Genomic DNA, 19,418 nt, shown 5'->3' on the forward strand with positions numbered 1-19,418 from the left:
ATGTAAATAGTTTAAGGAGGGATATGATGAGTTTACGGTTCTATAACACTTTAACCCGGGAAAAAGAGGAGTTTACTCCTATAAAAGAGAAAGAAGTGGGAGTCTACACCTGTGGTCCAACTGTTTATAATTATGCCCATATAGGTAATATGCGTTCATATATTTTTGCTGACCTTCTCCGAAGGGTTTTGGAATATAATGGGTATGAGGTCAAACATGTAATGAATATCACCGATGTGGGGCACCTTCTTTCTGATGCTGATGAAGGGGAAGATAAAGTTGCCAAAACTGCCCGGGAGACAGGAAAGACTCCGTGGGAGATTGCTGAATTTTATACTAAAGCCTTCTTTACTGATACTAAAAAACTAAATATTCTACGTCCGAAAGTCATTTGCAAGGCTACTGACCATATTCAAGAGATGATTGAGTTTGTTCAAGTTCTATTAGAAAAGGGTTATGCTTACGAAATTTCTGATGGTATTTATTTTGATATTAGCAAATTACCTGATTATGGAAAGCTTTCCCGGATTAACCTGGATGAGCAGATGGCGGGAGCCAGGGTTGCGGTTAATGAAGAAAAACGTCATCCAGCTGATTTTGCTCTCTGGAAAAAAGCAGAACCCAATCATATCATGCAGTGGGAAAGTCCCTGGGGGATGGGCTATCCGGGATGGCATATTGAATGTTCTGCTATGAGTATAAAATACCTTGGAGAACGTTTTGATATCCATACTGGCGGAATTGACCATATTCCAATTCATCATGAAAATGAGATTGCCCAGAATAAAGCTTATACAGGGCATGAAGTAGTTAACTACTGGATGCATGGTGAATTTCTCCAGGTAGAAGGTGGTAAGATGTCTAAAAGCCTGGGCAATATCTGGACCGTCTCAGATTTAGAAGAACGCGGTTATGAGCCATTGGCCTATCGCTATATGTGCTTAAATGCTCATTACCGTAAGACAATGAACTTTACCTGGGAAGGTCTGGATAGCGCTCAGACTGCGTTAAACCGTCTTAGGATCAATATTGAAAAATTCCGTAATGCAACTAATCATATAGAAAACCGGGAAGCTTTAGAGGAATACAAAAAGAGATTTGTAGATGCTATCAATGATGATCTAAATATTCCAGAAGCTTTAGGGGTTTTGTGGGAACTGGTGCGTAATAAGGAGATGGTTTCAAAAGAAGGACATGAACTGATTCTTGACTTTGATCGGGTCTTCGGCCTTAAGTTGGATCAGGAGATTGAAAAATGCCAGGAACTACCCGATGAATTAATGAAGATGCTTAAAGAACGTGCAGAAGCAAGAGCCAGGAAAGACTGGGCCCGGTCTGATGCTCTGAGGGAAGAATTGAGAAAAAGAGGTGTTATCGTTAAAGATACAAAAGAAGGGCAGGTTTGGGAGCTTGTGAAAAAGTAATTTTGGTTAAATCAGGCTACCCTATATAGGGGTGGCCTTTTTTTAAGCCTAAAATAATATGATGATTAAACTGCAAAAAGCTAATTTTGAGCGATATAGAACCATCTTAGTGAGATTTCAGTCGAACTTTAGATGGTTCGAAAAATTTTTTTTGAAGCGAAAAATTAGCTTTTGCAGTAAGATCAATAATATATGTAATTGACGGATATATGAATATCTGTTATTCTAAAAAGAGGGTTTGTAATTAAATTTAAAGGAGTGAAAGCTATGTTTGGAGAATATGCAAAGGAATTGAACGCTTTGCAAAAGAAATTAAAAGAATTGGGTGAGTCCCTTTGACCTGGATAATCTTAAAAAAGAACATGCCCGTTTAGAGGCGGAGATGAGCAAACCAACCTTCTGGGACAAACCGGAAGAAGCTCAGAAGATTGCTCAAGAAGCCAGTAACCTCAAAAAAAAGATTGATCATTATCAAAACCTGGTATCCCGGGTGGAAGATACTTTAATTTTATTGGAGATGGCTGAAGAGGAAAATGATCTAAATGTCCTAAAGGAAGTAGAGGAAGAACTACCGAATCTTAAAAAAGAAGTATCTGATCTGGAGCTTAAAACCCTTTTAAATGAAGAGTATGATGCCAATAATGCCATTTTATCTATCCACCCTGGTGCTGGAGGTACCGAGTCTCAGGATTGGGCATCGATGCTGTTACGGATGTACACCCGTTGGGCAGAAACTCATGGATATGAAATAGAGACACTGGAATATTTGCCCGGTGAGGAGGCCGGGATAAAGAGTGTCACCTTGCTTATTAAAGGTGAATATGCCTATGGTTATCTTAAAGGTGAACGGGGTGTGCATCGTCTGGTACGGATTTCACCCTTTGATGCAGCAGGTCGCCGTCATACTTCGTTCTCATCTGTTGATGTTTTACCTGAGATTGATAATGAAGTGGAAGTGGAGATTGATCCTTCTGAATTAAAGATTGATACCTACCGTTCCAGCGGAGCGGGAGGTCAGCATGTAAATACCACCGACTCTGCAGTAAGGATTACCCATTTGCCGACAGGTATTGTGGTTCAGTGCCAGAATGAACGATCCCAACATAAAAATCGGGAGATGGCGATGAAAATTCTTAAAGCAAAGCTTTATGAATATTATAAAGCACAAAAAGAAGCAGAAATAGATGAAATAAAAGGTGAATATAAAGAGATTGCCTGGGGTAACCAGATTCGCTCTTATGTTTTCCATCCTTATAATATGGTTAAGGACCATCGTACCAATTTAGAAGAAGGGAATGTGCAAAAAGTTATGGATGGAGATATAGATTCCTTTATCCAGGCTTATCTAAAGCATCAGAAAAAATAAAGGAGAACCATTATGAAGAAGGGGTTAATTATCTCTGGTCTGATCTTACTTTTAGTATTGTTAGCGATTGAAATTTTGTTACCCGGATACTATGAAGAGAAAGTTGAGATGGTATTTAGACGCCAGGTAGATAGGGTAGAATTTCTGGAAGTTAATGTCAGCACACATCCGGCTTTGCTTTTGCTCACAGGACGGGTACAGAATGGATTTATCCAGGCCAGGGGTGTGGAGTTTAAAGGGTTAAGGATAGAATCTGTGGAATCTGCTTATAAAGATTTGATCATAGCAAATACACCTGAGGGAACTAAAGCTGTAGCAGGAAGAAATACCTTTTTTCAGGCAACCTTTAGTGAAGAAGATCTAAATAATTATCTGAAAGCTATTTTTACTCAGTTTGAAGATCTAAACCTCGAACTGACACCAGATCTGGTATCCCTGGATTTTAAGATTAATCTATTCGGTAATGTGATAGAGTTGAAGTTAACAGGTGATTTTGTGGTACCGGATAACCATACTGTGCGTTTTGTACCTCACAGTCTGGAGATTGGACAGTACAAGATCACTAAATTAGTACTTTTAAAGATTCTTAAAGATATTGAATTTGAACTGGAAATGAAGCAATACCCTTTACCTTTGGACTTAAAAGAAATTCGTATTGAAGAAGGAAGGTTGCGGGTATTAGGAGGCTCGAGTCAATAAAAGGCTGTGCAGTATTTTGCGCAGTCTTTTTTAAGAAATATTTTAAAAATTAAAATTAAAGGGTTTTATGATTGGAAAGTAGAATAAGCATTGGAGGGCTGTTATGAAGAGAAGAATACTTATCGGCATTATTTTAATTAGTTTAATTGCCAGTTTTCTGGTGACTATTGGTCGTTATAGGGTGGAACAGGCCAGTCCAGAGGTTGAGATTGTTCTTGATTGGATTTCATTTGAAAATTTTCAACGGCAGGTGAAAAAACCTTTTGACCAATTATTGCAGAAATTTAAAGATGCAGGAGTTACGTCTGTAGGAATTTATGAAAAAGATATTTTTTATTATGTTAAAAATAATAATATGATGCTGATTCGCGGCCAGGATCTGGCGCAGCAATATTTTCTTTCAAAAGAGATGGATCCTGCCCTAAAAAGTCTTTATCAGGGTTTAGCTGACCGTGATAATATCTTTCTGCTTTTTAAAGATGAGGCTACATATAATAAAATTTATAAACTAATTCAAGATTTACCTGATATTATTACAAGCACATATAAAGACCATAGGCGAAGTCTTTATATAATCAAAGTAGAAGATGGAGATACTGGAATTTTGACTCTTCCATTGGGTTTTAGTAATGAAGAAGTTCAGATGGTAACAGAAGTCGGGTTAAAACTGGTACCAAGGGTAAGCAATACAGAGAAGAGGTTGGCCATTTTACCTGATATTTTAAAAGATCTAAAAAACAATGGTGAGATATCTAAAGTCATTTTTTCCGGTTACGAAGTTCTTGGTTATCCAGATCGATTGGCTGAAACTGCACAAATTTTACATAATCAGGATATTTCGGTTGGGATGATTGAACCTTTTATTGCTGACCAGAAAGGAATCAAAAAATTGGCTACTTTGCTGAATATGGATATTGTTCGAGTACACAGTATTCAACAAGGTGAGGTAGATAAATATTCTTATGAAAAGGTTCTGGATCGGTATATTCGCGCTGTAAAAGAGCGGAATGTCCGGGTTTTATATTATAAGCCTTTTTCAAAGGCTAAAGATAACCTTAAACCTATGGAGTTAAATCAACGCTTTTTAAAAGATTTAAGAGAGGGGCTTATTGCCAGCGGATATCAAATAGGGATAGCAAAACCTTTTCCTAACCAAAGAACAGGAATTAGTTGGATTATTATCATTAGTCTGGGAATTTTTGCTGCCGGGCTTTTGTTGACCCACCGATTTATATCATTCCCCGACTGGTTGGACTACAGTTTACTGGCTCTGGGAGTAATTATTATTCTGGTGTTGACTCTTAAAGGTTATGTACTTTTGACCCGGGAACTTTTGGCCCTTTTAGCAGCAGTAGTACTACCCTCTCTGGCTATTATTGAAGGATACAAAATGACAGAAGAAAAGGTAGATGTAAAAGGAAAGATAATTACCAAAGCGATTTTGATTTTTATTAAAATTACTGCCATTACTCTTGTAGGTGTTTTCTTCATTATCGGTATTTTGAGTGATGTTCGCTATCTTTATCAGGTAAATCAATTTAGAGGAATTAAGATTACCTTTATACTACCACTACTAATTGTAGGTCTTTATTATCTAAAAAGGCTGTATGAAGTTGAAAAACCGATCGACTATTTGAAAATGATAAAAGGAATTTTTAAGAGTCTTAATCAGCCAGTCCGTTACAGCCATCTGGTGATTATGGGGTTTGTGGGAATAGCTGGACTGATTTATATTGGACGGACTGGTAATTTTCCTGTTTTACCGATACCGGGTTGGGAACTTAAATTGAGAGCTTTTCTGGAAGATTTACTTGTTTATAGACCCAGATTTAAAGAGTTTGCCATTGGACATCCCTTTATGCTTTTAACTCTCGTATATATGCTAAGTGGGAATGTTGGTAACAGGAAGGGTAAACTTCTTTTACCATTACTAATAATAGGTTCTATCGGCCAGTTAACTATAATTAACACCTTTACTCATATACATACTCCTGTTATCGTTTCAACAGTTAGAGTATTTTACGGTATTGTTTTGGGAATCTTCTTAGGTTTGATCTTGATCTGGGTTTTCCACTGGTTAATGGAACTTATGATCAGGTTAAGGGGATGGATTTATGAGTAAGCGAATTGTGTTATCCGGTTATTATGGATTCGATAATCTGGGTGATGAAGCAGTTTTGCAGTCCATTATCCAGACTCTTAAAGCAGAAGACCCTGATGTGGATATTCTGGTTTTATCAGCCAATCCGGCTGTTACAGCTGAACGGTACGGTGTTAAGGCAAAAGATCGCTGGAATTTTTTTCAGGTTCTATCTGCATTAAAATGGGCTGATTTACTTATCAGCGGCGGTGGGAGTCTATTACAGGATGTAACCAGTCAGAAGAATATACCTTATTATCTGGGAGTAGTGGCTATGGCCAGGGCCCTCAAAAAAAAGGTGGCCTTTTATGCCCAGGGAATTGGTCCTATTAAAGGAGCTTTAGGCCGGAGTTTGACCCGGCTTATAGCAAACCGGGTTCAATTAATTACTGTCCGGGATCAAAAGTCATATGAACTTTTAATTGAGTTGGGAGTTGATCGTCCCACTATGAAAGTGACAGTTGACCCGGTAGTTTTATTAAAGCCTGGCCCCCTTAAAAATAATGAATATAGACAGATTTTAGAGTTGAAAAAAAAATGTAGTATTTCTCACCGTCCTATAATTGGGATAGCTCCCCGCCCCTGGCAGGGATTGAAAGGATATTATGAGGCACTGGTTGAGACCGGACGCCGACTTAAAGAGAAAAAAGATGCAGAGATTATTCTAATCCCAATGCATCCTGAAAAGGATCTTAAATTATGTCTTCAAATAGCAGATCAACTTCCCGGTGCCAGAGTTTTAAAGGAGAAATATCGACCTGATCAGCTTCTGGCTTTCTATAAGGAGCTGGATTTTCTGATCGGAATCAGGCTCCATGCCTTGATTTTTGCTGCTACTGTGCATTTACCCCATCTGGGGATTACATATGATCCAAAGGTAAATGGTTTTTTAAATCAGATTGGTGATGAGCCTATTGCTGATATAGAAAATGTCGAAGCAGAGGTTTTATATAGAGAAGTAGTTCGCCGGCTCAAAGATAAGGAGGGCCAGGTGAAAAGGATTGCAAAAGCTATGGCTTCTTTACGAAAAGAAGCAAGGGAAAATGCCAGATTGGTACTAAATTTATTAGACTGAGTTGGTGATACTATGGATAAAGTAAAAATTCTCGGAATACAGGTTGATATAATCACAATGGAAGAGGCTTTAAGGTGGATAGAAGATGCTATTGAAGAAAAAAAACCCAGACAGATTATAACCGGGAACCCTGAGATGGTTATGGCTGCTCAGAAGAATGAAAAATTTTTTCAGATTATGAATCAGGCTGATCTGGTGGTGCCTGACGGAATCGGGTTGCTTCTCGTTGCCCGTTATTTTTTGGGGGTGGATATGCCTGAGCGGGTAACGGGTTTTGACCTTTCCACCCGACTTTTTGAACGTGCACTTAACAAGGGGTATTCTATTTATTTATTGGGAGGAGCTCTGGGAGTGGCAGAAAAGGCCAAAAAGAACCTGATCCGTCAATATCCCGGTCTAAAGATTGTCGGTACCCATCATGGTTATCTTAATGAGGAAAATCGGTCTAAGGTGGTTTCTGAGATCCAGAACTTAAGGCCGGATCTATTATTTGTAGGAATGGGGGCACCGCGGCAGGAGATTTTTATCGCTACATATAAAAATCAGCTCAAGGTTCCTGTATCTATTGGTATCGGTGGGAGTATTGATATCTGGGCAGGTGAGAAAAGGCGGGCTCCCCAATGGATGCAGAAAATTCATCTGGAATGGTTCTATCGGTTAGTTAAAGAACCATACCGTTTCTTTAGAATGCTGGCTTTGCCTAAATTTGTATTTTATTCAGTTCTGTATAAGGAGCGTCGAATTCGATGAAAGATAAAATCAGACAAATAATCATAGATTATCTTGGTATTGTTATTGGTAGTATTCTTATTGCCGTCGGTTTAATAATCTTTTTGATTCCCAATAGAATTGCTGCCGGTGGAGTAAGTGGTCTTGCTACTGTGATTTACTATCTATTTGGTTTTCCTGTAGGTATAGTTATGTTAATTATCAATATCCCGCTATTTTTAGCGGGAGTTAAAGTGTTAGGGAAGCATGTAGGGTTTCGTACTCTGTTTGGAATTGTGGTTTTGTCACTGGCTACAGATCTTTTAACACCCTATTTACCTGTTTTAACTAAAGATCCGCTGCTTGCAAGTCTGTATGGTGGTGGAATTGTAGGTTTGGGTTTAGGAATTGTCTTTAAATCCAGAGGAACTACGGGTGGAACAGACCTGATAGCTGCTTTACTTCATCATTTTTTCCCGGCTTTCAGTATTGGTCAGGGCCTTTTACTGGTAGATGCTATGGTAATTGCTCTTGCGGGGATTGTCTTTAATGCTGAACTGGCATTATATGCAGTTCTTTCAATTTTTGTTTCCAGTAAAGTAATTGATCTGATTCAGGAAGGGCTTAATCTTGCTAAAGCAGTTCTGATTATCTCTGATTATTCTGAAGAGATCAGGAGAGAAATTTTGCATAAAATGGACCGTGGTGTAACTACACTATATGGAAGTGGTGGTTATACCGGGCGTAAGAAAAATGTTTTATTAGTTATTGTAACCCGGTCAGAGGTAACAGAATTAAAGCACCTGGTACATCGCATTGATCCCAAGTCCTTTGTTATTATTACTGAAGTGCATGAAGTGATGGGTGAAGGGTTTCAAGAATTTCTAAGTAATTAAAACTAATAAGGAGGTTAGAGAATGAAAAGAAAGCATTTGGAATCTATTGAGGAACTTAAAAATCAGGCCAGAGAGATTCGGAAAGATATCTTAAAGATGACCAGTAGAGCAGGTTCAGGTCATCCCGGTGGGTCTCTCTCTGCAGCTGATATTATCACTGCACTTTATTTTCACATCATGAATATTGATCCTGAAAATCCCAAGTGGGAAGATCGGGATCGGTTTGTCCTCTCTAAAGGTCATGCTGCCCCTGTTCTTTATGCAGCACTGGCTGAGCAGGGATATTTTCCGAAAGAAGATTTAGAACATTTACGGCAGATTGACCATCATCTTCAGGGCCATCCTGATATGAAAGGTACTCCAGGTGTTGATATGACCACCGGTTCTTTAGGTCAGGGAATTTCTGCTGCTGTTGGAATGGCCCTTGCGGGTAAATTGGACAAAAAGGATTATACCGTTTATACTTTGTTGGGAGATGGTGAGATTCAGGAAGGCCAGGTCTGGGAAGCTATCATGTCTGCTGCCCATTACAAATTAGATAATCTGGTTGCTATTCTGGATTATAATCGTATTCAGTTGGTTGGCCCAACAAGTGAAATTATGGAAGTTTCTCCTACTGCAGAGAAATTTAAGGCTTTTGGTTGGCATGTAATAGAAATTGATGGTCATGATATGGAAGCCATTGTTAATGCATTGAAAGAGGCCAGAGATTACACCGGTAAACCTGTAATGATTATTGCCAGAACTATAAAAGGTAAAGGTGTTTCCTTTATGGAAGATACAGCTGCATGGCATGGAAAGGCGCCAAGTGGTGAAGAACTTGAAAAAGCTCTGGCAGAATTAGGATAGAGGGGGAGAGAAAAATGGCAGGTAAAGCTACACGCGATGGATTTGGTGATGGAATTGTTGAAGCCGGTCGTAAGAATAGTAATATTGTGGTTCTTGATGCTGATGTCGGTTCTTCTACCAGGGTGAAAAAATTTATGGAGGAATTCCCAGAGCGGTTTTTAGAAATGGGGATTGCTGAGGCCAATATGATAGGTGTTGCTGCTGGTCTGGCAACCTGTGGAAAAATTCCCTTTGCCAGTACATTTGCAGTATTTGCCAGTGCCCGGGTTGCTGATCAATTGAGAAATTCTATCGCATACCCTAAGTTGAACGTAAAAATAGCTGCTACTCATGCAGGAATAACTGTTGGCCCCGACGGTGCTACCCATCAAGCGGTTGAAGATATTGCCATTTTGCGTTCTATTCCCAACTTTACAGTTATAGTTCCCTGTGATTATTATGAGGCAAAAGAAGCGGTCAAAGCGGCTGCGGAGTATGATGGCCCGGTCTATCTCCGTTTTACCCGTGGTGCTGTTCCATTTGTCTTTGATGAAAATTATAAATTTGAATGGGGTAAGGTAGTACCTTTGCGGGATGGCCAGGATGTGACAATCTTTGCTACCGGTGTAATGGTTGATCAGGCTCTTAAGGCTGCTCAGATTCTTGAAAAGGAAGGTATCTCTGCTCATGTAGTCAATGTTCATACTATTAAACCTCTGGATGTAGAAGGTGTAGTAGAAGCGGCCCAAAAGACTGGAGCAGTGGTTACTGCTGAAGAGCATAACATTTACGGAGGATTGGGCAGTGCTATTGCAGAAGTTTTAGTTGAAAATGCTCCAATGCCAATGCAGAGGGTTGGAATTAAGGATACTTTTGGAGAATCAGGCAAACCCGATGAACTCATGAAAAAATATGGATTATTAGATGTAAATATAGTTGATGCAGTCCATACTGTTCTTAAGCGCAAGTAAAGAAAGTTTAGTAACGTTTTATTTAGCTCCCATTAAGGATGGGAGCTATTTTTTACCTATCAAGGATGATATAAATCCTGGATGTCAAAGATCTGGTGTTATTGGTTCAGGAATTGAGATTTTAATAAATATCTGTTATACTAAAATTATCTGGGAGGTGTAAAAATGGGCAAACGGAATATCATTTTATTACTGACATTTGTTATCTTCTTTATCTTTATTCTAACGGGATGTAGTAATAAAGATAATGGAGAGATGTCATCGGTTGTATTTATGTACTGGACTGAGACACCAGAAGAAATAATTCAATATCGTCGATGGTTAGATGAATATACCGAAGATAAAGAAAAAAAGGTTCAGAGAATGCCGACTCCTATTGGTGGTTATGAGCAAAAGCTTTTGATATTGTTTGGAGCCCAAAATCCTCCTGACCTATTTTTTCTTACTAAAGAACGTTTACCCCTCTATAAAGATAAAGGTGGATTGCTGCCTTTAGATGATTATTTAAAAAGTGAAGGCTTTCCTTTTCCTGACTCTCAACAGTATCCGGAATTATATGGAATTGATGGAAAACTATACGGTATTCCTATTAATGATCATACTGTTTTAGTAATCTGTTCTAAGACTGAAAAACCGGAAGAGAGTTGGGAGTTGTTAAAATTTTTATTAAAAAAGATGGGGATATTTTAAAGGTATCTTTAATATAATAGCGAATTAAAAAAAAAAAAAAAAGAAAAAGGCTGGTGTAAGAATTCTATGAAAAAAAAGTGGCTAATAATTGGTAATTTGATTTTATTGCTGTTGATTAGTGTAATGGTTGGTTTTTATTTTAAATCTTTTGCTTCTGAACTGGTTCGTATTCCTGAACGTTTTCAACTTTTACGTGATATATATTTTATTATCAGCAATTTTTATGTAGATGAGGTAGATTCAGATCGGCTAATAAATGCTGCTATCAGGGGAATGGTGGAAGAGCTGGATCCTTTCTCTGCTTATTTAGAACCTGAAGAATATGAAGATTTACAGACTGATTTGTTGGAAGGTGTTTTTGGAGGAATTGGGATTGTAATTACTATTCGAGATGGTAAGTTAACTATTATATCACCGATAAAAGATACCCCTGGTGAAGCTGCTGGCCTTCAGGCTGGTGATATAATTTTAGAGGTGGACGGTAAGTCTACTGAGGGAATTTCTACTGATACTGCTGTCAAATGGATGCGTGGTGAGCCAGGTACAAAAGTAATTTTAACAATTAAACGGGGAGATGAAGAACCGAAAAAGTATGAAATTATTCGTGGTTTAATTGAAGTACCATATATTGATTATGAATTACGGGAAGATAAGATTGGTTATATAGATATTTTCCAGTTTGGTTCAGGAGTGGGTCAGGACGTACAGGAAGTCATGAAAGAATTTGCGTCTAATGGTGTTAAAGGAATAATCTTAGATCTTCGCAATAACCCGGGAGGACTTTTAAACGAAGCCGTCAATGTAGCCAGTAGCTTTATCGAAAAAGGTCCTATAGTTCATATTCGGCAGCGAGACGGAGTAAAAGAGACCTTGTGGGTAAACCGATTTATTAAACATTATGATTATCCACTGGTCGTTCTGGTCAATGGCGGTAGTGCCAGTGCTTCTGAGATTGTGGCTGGAGCGATTCAGGATACTGGAGTAGGAGTTTTGGTTGGAACCCGAACTTTTGGTAAAGGAACTGTTCAAAATGTTATTCCATTAAGTGATGGGTCGGCATTTAAGATTACTACTGCCAGATATTATACTCCAAACGATCGATTTATTCATGAAGATGGAATTGAACCTGATGTAGTAGTGGAGTTCGATCCGGAAAAAGCAAAAGAGGGAATAGATAATCAATTAGAAAAAGCTGTTGAATTGATTAACCAGATGATCATTAATAAATTGCAAAAAGAATCCTTAAAGCCTGCCAGTTAATTATTTAATTTGTCGCCAGTAAATCTCCCGCAATTTATTGCGGTGAGAAAAGGCGACTTTTTTAAGTTCTATACTTAGAGAGGAAGTTGTTGTATGAAAATGATGAAGCAATTAAGTATATTTGGATTAATTTTGGTAATATTAATTATTTCCAGTTATGCCATAGCCAGGTATTATAAGGCAGTCAAATTCCCAGAACCAGCCTTTCAGAATGAATCAGAGCAGAATCTTATTCTTCCTGAGAAAAAGGTTATTGAGTTGAAAGAAGTAATTACAAGAACGGATATCAGTTTGACAGAAACTTTAAATCAGATGGGTTTAGCAGTAAAGCAGGTCAAAAGCAATAAAGAGGAAGTTGAGATTAATGAAAATATCTATTTGATCTGGGAAAAAAAGAGCGGAGTTATTGAAGTTCCAACCTTTGACCGTAATCCCAGGGATTTAGCTGAAGTAAAAGAAGCTTTATGTAAGGCAGTGGAAAGTGTTGGAGTTGAACTTTTACGAACTGAAAAGATAGAATCTGATGAGAAAATAGAGGAGTCCGTCTATTTTGGTTTTATATTGGATGATTTAGAGGTTTTAACACACCAATATGTCCTGACTAAAATCAAACCCAGGGCCAGGTTAGCTTTTATCATAGATGATTTGGGCTATCCCTGGTCAGAGTTTGAACGGATGATGACAATTCCCCGGCCTATGACTTTTGCGGTTTTACCCCATCTACCTAGATCTGTCGAACAGGCTAAGCGGGTTTTAAAAGAAGGTTATGATCTGATATTACACTTACCGATGGAAGCCAGATCTTCTCTCAATCCAGGAAAAGGGGCCATTTACACCGGGATGACAGAAGAAGAGATTGTTAAGACTCTGGCTTCTAATCTGGCCAGTTTGCCGGAGGGGATAATTGGGGTTAATAATCATATGGGCTCTAAAGCTACCGAGGATATTAAGGTGATGAAAGTTGTTTTAACGTATTTAAAAGAACATGGGCTGTTTTTCATTGATAGCAGTACCACTCCCAATTCGGTTGCTACTGCAGTAGCTCGCCAGATTGGTGAAGATTATGGGGTAAATTATATTTTCATTGATAATGTGGACAAGCAGGAAGCTATTGAACAGCAGATTTTAAAAGCAGGAAAGATAGCCCTACGTCGGGGTAAGGTAATTGCCATCGGACATGTACGGAAGTACACGGCAAGGGCAATTCTTTCAATGATTGATGATCTAGAGGAAATGGGTATACAGATTATATATGTTAAGGATATTTTGGAGAGATTTGAATAATTAAAAAATATCTAAGATTTTACTACAAAAAGCTAATTTTTCGCTTTAAGAGAAATTTTTCGAACTATCTAAAATTCGATTTTAGTTGAAATAAAGTACACTAAACAATGGGCTCTCTTGACCCTTGATTAGCTTATCACCTTCTATGATGAGGCCATTCTTTTCGATCTCACTAAGATGGTTAAACAACTCAAAATTAGCTTTTTTGCAGTTTAATCATCTAATCTTTATTTAAATTGCTTGAACAGAAGATTTTAATTTTAATGATTGGATCCACCTTATAAGCAGGTTAAGAAAGAGTTATGGGCGTTTATCAAATACCTCCCCAGGTAAATATAGCCCCTGGCTTTGCCTATTGGAGAAAGCCAGGGGCTTATTAGTTATGGTGGAGACATACCGTAATCTTAGAGCGTTTCATAAACTATGAGATTGAAGGAAAAATAAGGTCTTATTCCAGAAGTGATGAGCTAATATGGGTCAGAGATGACCCATTATCGTCTGTCTTATTTCGACTGAAATTGAACTTTAGATGATTCGAGAAATTTTTATTGTATTTTCAATTCATTAACATAGTCTTACATAGGAAGTTAGACATAGCATATATGACTTAAGAATAGCTTTATTAAATGATTACTATAAATCAAAAAGAAAGAATATCCTAAGAATTTTAGATATTAAGGAGGAAATTAGAAATCATAATAGAAGAAAGTAATTATCAAAAAATTTAATTGAAAAATATGGTAGGAGGATTGGTATGTACAAAAGAAATACAATAATCATTGGTTTTATGATCTGTTTAGTTCTGTTTTTTTAACAGCCCCACTTACTGCAGAGGATGAAGTTTTTCATCCAATAGTAACTTTTCGTGGTTCAATAAATATTACTGTTGATTCATATTTTGGTAATTATCCAGATGACCCTGTGGTCGAAATTCCAGAAGGAATTACCGATGAAGATGAATTAAAACGGTGGGAGGCAAGAAAGAAAGAGGATGAGGATATTCGTCGGATTTTTCGTTTAACCAATCCCACAGTTCCGGGATTCAGCCAGATTGTTGAGATGGAATTTTATGCTAATCCAGTTCCAGAGCTTGAATTGATTTTAAGAATGGATCATCGGGGGTTATGGGGCGGAGGGGGAACTCAATATTCTTTGAGTTTTCCTCTGGTTTTAGAAGAAGCCTTTGTCAGATATTATACAGAGCGAGCCATGTTTACAGTTGGCCGATTTAAATATGAACTAGGTCCTGTTGGGTTACTGATGGGGAATCAAATAGCTGGAAAAGAGGGTTTAATAGTTAATACCATGTATAAATATACATGGATTACAGGTGTTTACAATAGACTTCTTATGAGTATGTATAAAGAATATCCTTATGTCTCTACATATCTTCTCGATGAACTTACTGCTTGTCGCTTTTCCAGAAAATTTGGAGATAAATTGGTTGGTTTAAATATAATTCTTAACGGATTTTATGACGAAAAAGCTTTAAGTTTGGATCTGGTGGGAAAAATATCGGGCCATACCATTAAAGGTGAATTAGGTTTAGTTTATCCGGCCTGGGTTTATAGAGAAAATGTGGATGATAGGGTCTGGCCCGGTGGAGTGGTTTTCGTTAACTTGATCGAGAATGAAAAGCAGTTATTCTCAATGAGGTTAGGTGCCTTTAGTAAAGGTTTTATAGCTCAATATGGAAAACGCGGAATGTCTACTATGGAAAGTGGTATTAAATTTCATCCCAATACAGCCGGCATTGATCTTTTATATCAGCACGGTCTAAATAATGATCTGGTTCTCGGTTTAAACCTTGTGTATCTGGATTATCTGGATAAAAAAGAATTGGAAAAATTGAACCGGGTCCCGCTGAGGGTTTTTGAGGTTAAATTGCAGAAATATCTTTCAGAAGTTTCTGATATTAGCTTCTCTACAGCCTATATAGAAGATAAGAATTTCAACTATGGTAAAGCTGTGGTGAGTTGGCAATTTAACTTTTGAGAAGGGAGGAATGTAGGAGAGTAGGCATTTTATTAATTTGCCGGTCTGAAAGAAGAATTAGGGAGAAGGGAAAAATAAAATTTGAAGGAGGTTTTTACAATGAAAAAGGTATTTTTAATGGTGCTGGTTTTTGTACTGGCTCTGTCTTTTAGCGTATATGCTGGTGGAGGTCTGGTTGGTACGAAAATTTATGTTGACCCAGGTCATGGTGGATCTGATTCCGGTGCTGTTGGTCCTACTGGTCTGACTGAAAAAGAAGTTAACCTGCGTGTTGGAACTGTTCTCAAAAACTGTCTCATTGAGTATGGTGGAGCAACTGTACGGATGAGCCGTACAACTGACGTATATGTAAGCTTAAGTGATCGTGTAAATGACGCTAATTCCTGGGGTGCTGATCGGTTTATCTCTGTACACCACAATGCAAGTAGTGATCCTTCTGTAAATGGTACCGAAACTTACTGCTATACTTATGGTAGTAGCTACAGCTTTGATTTGAGAAATAAAGTTCATGCTCAACTGTTAGCCTGGGGCGGTCTGCCAGATCGCGGTACCAAAACAGCTGATTTCTACGTATTGAAGTATACCAGCATGCCTACTATTTTAACTGAAGCATCCTTTATTTCTAATCCAGATGAAGAAGCTAGATTGAGAGATGCTGGCTATACCTGGAGAGAAGGTTACTATATTTACAAAGGTATTGCTGATCACTACGGTGTAAGTTATTAATAGCGGACTAACTTTAAAGGAGGGGCTGTCCCAAAAGTCCCTTTATAACCCCCAAAAGTAAATATTAAAAGAAAGGTGTTGTCAGAAATTTTTATAAAGACAACACCTTTTTTTTATGGTAAAATATAAATATGAAGAGGAAAAACCATAATAAAAAGACATTTATTGAATATAATATGAATCAGACAATGTTGCCTTTGAGTTTTGATGTGTTTATTCCTGAGAATCATTTAGTAAGGGTGGTAAATTCAGCTATAGAAAGGATGAATATTGAACCCCTGCTTGAAAAATATAAAGGTGGGGGTAGAAGCAGCTACCATCCGAAAATGATGCTTAAGGTTATAGTATATGCCTATACTCAGAGAATATATTCATCAAGACGAATTGCCAAGGCACTTCGGGAAAATATTTATTTTATGTGGCTTAGTGGTAACAATAAACCTGATTTTCGGACGATAAACCGATTCAGATCAGAGATCATGAAAGATGTTATTGATGAGGTATTTGCATCAGTATTGGAACTTCTTATAGAAGAAGGATATGTAAAGTTAGAGAATTACTTTTTAGATGGTACAAAAATAGAAGCTAATGCAAACAAATATAGCTTTGTCTGGAGAAAAGCGACAAAGAAGTACAAAGCAAGGCTTAGGGCAAAAATTAATGAACTTTTAAAAGAGATTGAGAAAACCAACGAAGAAGAGAATAGATTGTATGGGGATAATGACCTGGAGGAGATGGGTGAAGGAAAAGAAATAGATTCAAAGAAACTCGAAGAAAAAATTAAGGAACTTGAAGAACGTCTAGAAAAGAACTCCAAAAACAAGAAGTTAAAGAAAACAATTAAAGAGCTCAAGACTAAATGTCTTCCCAGAATGAAAAAATATGAGCAACAGGAAGAGATTTTAAATGGACGAAACAGTTATTCTAAAACAGATACTGATGCAACTTTTATGAGAATGAAAGAAGACCACATGAAAAATGGGCAATTGAAGCCCGCATATAATGTTCAGATAGGTACAGAGAATCAGTTTGTAGTTGGTTATAGTATTCATCAAAGGCCGGCAGATTCAAGATGCTTAATACCTCATTTAGAAAAAGTAAAAGAAGTTACAGGTAAGATTCCGGAGAATGTGATAGCTGATTCAGGTTATGGTAGTGAGGAAAATTATGATTACTTAGAGAAAGCTAATACTAATATTTATGTTAAGTATAATACTTTTCATAAAGAACAAAAGAAGAAGTTTAAAAATGATATATTTAAAGTAGAAAACTGGCCGTATGATAAAGAAAACGACGAGTTTATTTGTCCTGCTCAAAGAAGACTCATTTACTGTAAGACAAAAGAAATTAAGACTGAAAATGGATATACTAAACAAATTAGATATTACAAATGCGAAAATTGTGATGGGTGTGAGTTAAAAGAAAATTGTACCAGGGCCAAAGGTGATCGAGTAATAAGAATAAATTTTAAATTACGTGAATATAAGCAAAAGGTAAAGGAAAACCTTTGTTCCGATAAAGGTATGAAACTCCGTTCTCAAAGAGCAATTGAAGCGGAATCTGTCTTTGGAAGGATCAAAGGTAATTGGTCATTCCGGAGATTTCTGCTTCGTGGCCTTGAGAAAGTAAAAATTGAATGGGGTTTACTGTGTATAGCCCATAACCTGGCTAAACTGGCAACAGTATAGAATGTCAGGTATGGGTTTTTATTTTCTTAACAGAAGAATTTTCAATGAATTTGAAATGAACAATGAAAAAAGGGGCCATGCCCAAAAGTAATTAATTACTTTTGGGACAGCCCCTTTTTGATTTGATATAAAAAAGGAATAGGTATTGTATAGCCGGATTTTATTATTTGGAAAAGGATTTATTATTTTTATCTCGAATTAGAATAGAAAGCCTGGTAATGGAGATGGGAGAACATATGAAGTATTGTGTTATAACTTTAGATCTGGTCAATTCACGTCAATTACCAGATCGGGAAAAGGTTCAAAAAAAATTTAAAGAAGTTTTAAAGTTGATTAACCAGAAATATGCTGGAGTGATTAAAGTTCCTTTTGATTTTACTCTGGGTGATGAGGTCCAGGGGGTGTTGGCTAGTTTAAAGGACAGTTATCCTTTGATCAGGGATTTTCAGCGCATTTTTCAAACGTATCCTTTTTACGCTGGGGTTGGGTATGGTGAAATTTTGACCAGGTTGAGTGGACGGAGTGGTGAAATGGATGGGCCGGCGTTTCATCTGGCCAGGGCCAGTATTGAAAGATTAAAAGAGGGGTATATTCGCAGTCATGGACGTTTTGTTCCCTTAGTTAGATATACATTTCAATCTCCGGAATTAACAAGTATTGTAAACAATTATATACAGATGGTAGAATTACTAAAATTTAAGCTAACAGACAAACAACGGGAGGTATACTGGCTTCTCTTTGAAACCGGAACCTATAGGGAAATTGCTGAACGACTGAAACAATCCAAATCAGCTATTACCCAGAAAATTCAGGCAGGATATGTGGAGGAAATTCGGGCCGGGGAAGATGGGTTGATTCAGCTATTAGAATGGATTGAGAGAAAGGAGATGTAAAGGTGCTTATGACTAAAAGTATGGTTTTGGTGGTAATGTTTCTGGCTTATTCTGTTGTAGAGTTTATCTTTCGTGAAAAGCTGAAACTGATTCAACGTACTTTTCTTTTAATGTTTATTATATTGGCCGGATTGTTCTGGCAGGTTGTGTATCCGGAACATTTCCTGGTGGTTCCTATTGCCGGTTTTGCCTATTTTACTATCTCATATTTTGAGGATAGATTAAGAGTTGATTATAGAGGGTGTGAATTTTTTAATTTAGTTTTGAAACAATGCTTCCATATTATAGCTATTTATGTGATTTCTCTTCCATTTGACCGTTCCTGGCGTTTGGCAGTAGGTGTACATAGATATGTAAAGTTGGTAGAAATTCAAAAGTGGGAAGTGATTCTTTTAGTCCTGATTGCTAATATCTGGTTTGCCCCACGGTTAATACGGACTATTTTAAATGATTTAACTTATAGAACCTGTAATGCACGTAATGGAGAAGAAGTTGGGAGATATCTTGTTGATGAAGGAGCCTATCGTGCAGGGACTTTGATTGGAATTCTTGAACGTCTTCTCATAATTATTGCCACATTATTGACAATAAACAGTGGTGGTGTTAATATTGGTATCATCGGTTTTATTCTGGGAACCAAATCTATTGCCCGATTTAAAAAGTTTGATAATCCCGAGTTTGTGGAATACTTTATCGTGGGAACCATGGCCAGTATTCTCTTTGCATTAATCTCAATCTGGCCATTGCAGCATGTGATGTGAATACTGCAAAGGAG

The 19,418-nt window shown here is 37.5% G+C and carries 17 protein-coding genes; all 17 read left to right on the forward strand.

Going from position 1 to position 19,418, the window contains the following annotated elements; translation table 11 throughout:
• Positions 1-26: 26 nt before the first annotated feature.
• The 17 genes from cysS to BBF96_RS01615 all read left to right on the forward strand — a co-directional run bounded on the left by cysS (position 27) and on the right by BBF96_RS01615 (position 19,404).
• On the forward strand, positions 27-1,424 hold the full coding sequence (gene cysS, locus BBF96_RS01535) for a cysteine--tRNA ligase (protein ID WP_127015522.1): 1,398 nt from the start codon (positions 27-29) through the stop codon (positions 1,422-1,424).
• Positions 1,425-1,691: 267 nt separating this feature from the next.
• Positions 1,692-2,790, forward strand: a protein-coding gene (gene prfB / locus BBF96_RS01540) for a peptide chain release factor 2 (protein ID WP_127015523.1) whose coding sequence is annotated in 2 segments (ribosomal slippage) — positions 1,692-1,760 and positions 1,762-2,790 — 1,098 coding nt in all. Because the reading frame shifts where the segments join, the coding sequence is not laid out codon by codon here.
• Between the two features lie 12 nt (positions 2,791-2,802).
• Entirely contained in the window at positions 2,803-3,489 is a 687-nt protein-coding gene (locus tag BBF96_RS01545) for an LmeA family phospholipid-binding protein (protein ID WP_127015524.1), read from the forward strand.
• Between the two features lie 103 nt (positions 3,490-3,592).
• Positions 3,593-5,611, forward strand: coding sequence for a DUF5693 family protein (locus BBF96_RS01550; RefSeq protein ID WP_127015525.1), 2,019 nt, complete (start codon positions 3,593-3,595; stop codon positions 5,609-5,611).
• On the forward strand, positions 5,604-6,704 hold the full coding sequence (csaB, locus tag BBF96_RS01555) for a polysaccharide pyruvyl transferase CsaB (protein ID WP_127015526.1): 1,101 nt from the start codon (positions 5,604-5,606) through the stop codon (positions 6,702-6,704). Before BBF96_RS01550 ends, csaB begins: the two co-directional genes overlap by 8 nt.
• Positions 6,705-6,716: 12 nt before the next feature.
• Complete coding sequence (locus tag BBF96_RS01560) at positions 6,717-7,454, forward strand: WecB/TagA/CpsF family glycosyltransferase (RefSeq protein ID WP_127015527.1); 738 nt, start codon at positions 6,717-6,719, stop codon at positions 7,452-7,454.
• A complete protein-coding gene (locus tag BBF96_RS01565; RefSeq protein ID WP_127015528.1) occupies positions 7,451-8,308 on the forward strand; it encodes a YitT family protein in 858 nt (285 codons plus the stop codon). The genes BBF96_RS01560 and BBF96_RS01565 overlap by 4 nt, the downstream gene beginning before the upstream one ends.
• Positions 8,309-8,329: 21 nt before the next feature.
• Positions 8,330-9,157: a transketolase gene (locus BBF96_RS01570; RefSeq protein WP_241392399.1), complete on the forward strand. Its 828-nt coding sequence runs from the start codon at positions 8,330-8,332 to the stop codon at positions 9,155-9,157.
• Positions 9,158-9,171: 14 nt separating this feature from the next.
• Positions 9,172-10,107 (forward strand): transketolase family protein, encoded by a 936-nt coding sequence (locus tag BBF96_RS01575; protein ID WP_127015529.1) that lies wholly within the window; start codon positions 9,172-9,174, stop codon positions 10,105-10,107.
• 165 nt (positions 10,108-10,272) lie between these two features.
• Positions 10,273-10,797 (forward strand): ABC transporter substrate-binding protein, encoded by a 525-nt coding sequence (locus BBF96_RS01580; RefSeq protein ID WP_127015530.1) that lies wholly within the window; start codon positions 10,273-10,275, stop codon positions 10,795-10,797.
• 66 nt (positions 10,798-10,863) lie between these two features.
• Positions 10,864-12,057 (forward strand): S41 family peptidase, encoded by a 1,194-nt coding sequence (locus BBF96_RS01585; RefSeq protein WP_127015531.1) that lies wholly within the window; start codon positions 10,864-10,866, stop codon positions 12,055-12,057.
• A 93-nt stretch (positions 12,058-12,150) separates the two neighbouring features.
• Complete coding sequence (locus BBF96_RS01590; RefSeq protein ID WP_127015532.1) at positions 12,151-13,341, forward strand: divergent polysaccharide deacetylase family protein; 1,191 nt, start codon at positions 12,151-12,153, stop codon at positions 13,339-13,341.
• Positions 13,342-14,262: 921 nt separating this feature from the next.
• On the forward strand, positions 14,263-15,336 hold the full coding sequence (locus BBF96_RS01595) for a hypothetical protein (RefSeq protein WP_127015533.1): 1,074 nt from the start codon (positions 14,263-14,265) through the stop codon (positions 15,334-15,336).
• Between the two features lie 99 nt (positions 15,337-15,435).
• Positions 15,436-16,062, forward strand: coding sequence for an N-acetylmuramoyl-L-alanine amidase family protein (locus BBF96_RS01600; protein ID WP_127015534.1), 627 nt, complete (start codon positions 15,436-15,438; stop codon positions 16,060-16,062).
• Between the two features lie 131 nt (positions 16,063-16,193).
• Positions 16,194-17,750, forward strand: a complete 1,557-nt coding sequence (locus BBF96_RS01605) for an IS1182 family transposase (protein WP_019431323.1) — start codon at positions 16,194-16,196, stop codon at positions 17,748-17,750.
• A 236-nt stretch (positions 17,751-17,986) separates the two neighbouring features.
• Positions 17,987-18,643, forward strand: coding sequence for a SatD family protein (locus BBF96_RS01610; RefSeq protein ID WP_164730843.1), 657 nt, complete (start codon positions 17,987-17,989; stop codon positions 18,641-18,643).
• A 2-nt stretch (positions 18,644-18,645) separates the two neighbouring features.
• Positions 18,646-19,404, forward strand: coding sequence for a hypothetical protein (locus BBF96_RS01615; protein WP_127015536.1), 759 nt, complete (start codon positions 18,646-18,648; stop codon positions 19,402-19,404).
• Positions 19,405-19,418 lie beyond the last annotated feature (14 nt).

Source organism: Anoxybacter fermentans (assembly GCF_003991135.1).
Classification (GTDB): Bacteria; Bacillota; Halanaerobiia; order DY22613; family DY22613; genus Anoxybacter; species Anoxybacter fermentans.

Excerpts from the sequence above, each read along its gene's own strand:
- BBF96_RS01560 (WP_127015527.1), top strand. The coding sequence starts at position 6,717 with ATGGATAAAGTAAAAATTCTCGGAATACAGGTTGATATAATCACAATG.
- csaB (WP_127015526.1), top strand. The coding sequence starts at position 5,604 with ATGAGTAAGCGAATTGTGTTATCCGGTTATTATGGATTCGATAATCTG.
- BBF96_RS01545 (WP_127015524.1), top strand. The coding sequence starts at position 2,803 with ATGAAGAAGGGGTTAATTATCTCTGGTCTGATCTTACTTTTAGTATTG.
- BBF96_RS01565 (WP_127015528.1), top strand. The coding sequence starts at position 7,451 with ATGAAAGATAAAATCAGACAAATAATCATAGATTATCTTGGTATTGTT.
- BBF96_RS01585 (WP_127015531.1), top strand. The coding sequence starts at position 10,864 with ATGAAAAAAAAGTGGCTAATAATTGGTAATTTGATTTTATTGCTGTTG.
- BBF96_RS01580 (WP_127015530.1), top strand. The coding sequence starts at position 10,273 with ATGGGCAAACGGAATATCATTTTATTACTGACATTTGTTATCTTCTTT.
- BBF96_RS01575 (WP_127015529.1), top strand. The coding sequence starts at position 9,172 with ATGGCAGGTAAAGCTACACGCGATGGATTTGGTGATGGAATTGTTGAA.
- BBF96_RS01600 (WP_127015534.1), top strand. The coding sequence starts at position 15,436 with ATGAAAAAGGTATTTTTAATGGTGCTGGTTTTTGTACTGGCTCTGTCT.
- BBF96_RS01605 (WP_019431323.1), top strand. The coding sequence starts at position 16,194 with ATGAAGAGGAAAAACCATAATAAAAAGACATTTATTGAATATAATATG.
- BBF96_RS01550 (WP_127015525.1), top strand. The coding sequence starts at position 3,593 with ATGAAGAGAAGAATACTTATCGGCATTATTTTAATTAGTTTAATTGCC.
- BBF96_RS01610 (WP_164730843.1), top strand. The coding sequence starts at position 17,987 with ATGAAGTATTGTGTTATAACTTTAGATCTGGTCAATTCACGTCAATTA.
- cysS (WP_127015522.1), top strand. The coding sequence starts at position 27 with ATGAGTTTACGGTTCTATAACACTTTAACCCGGGAAAAAGAGGAGTTT.
- BBF96_RS01590 (WP_127015532.1), top strand. The coding sequence starts at position 12,151 with ATGAAAATGATGAAGCAATTAAGTATATTTGGATTAATTTTGGTAATA.
- BBF96_RS01570 (WP_241392399.1), top strand. The coding sequence starts at position 8,330 with ATGAAAAGAAAGCATTTGGAATCTATTGAGGAACTTAAAAATCAGGCC.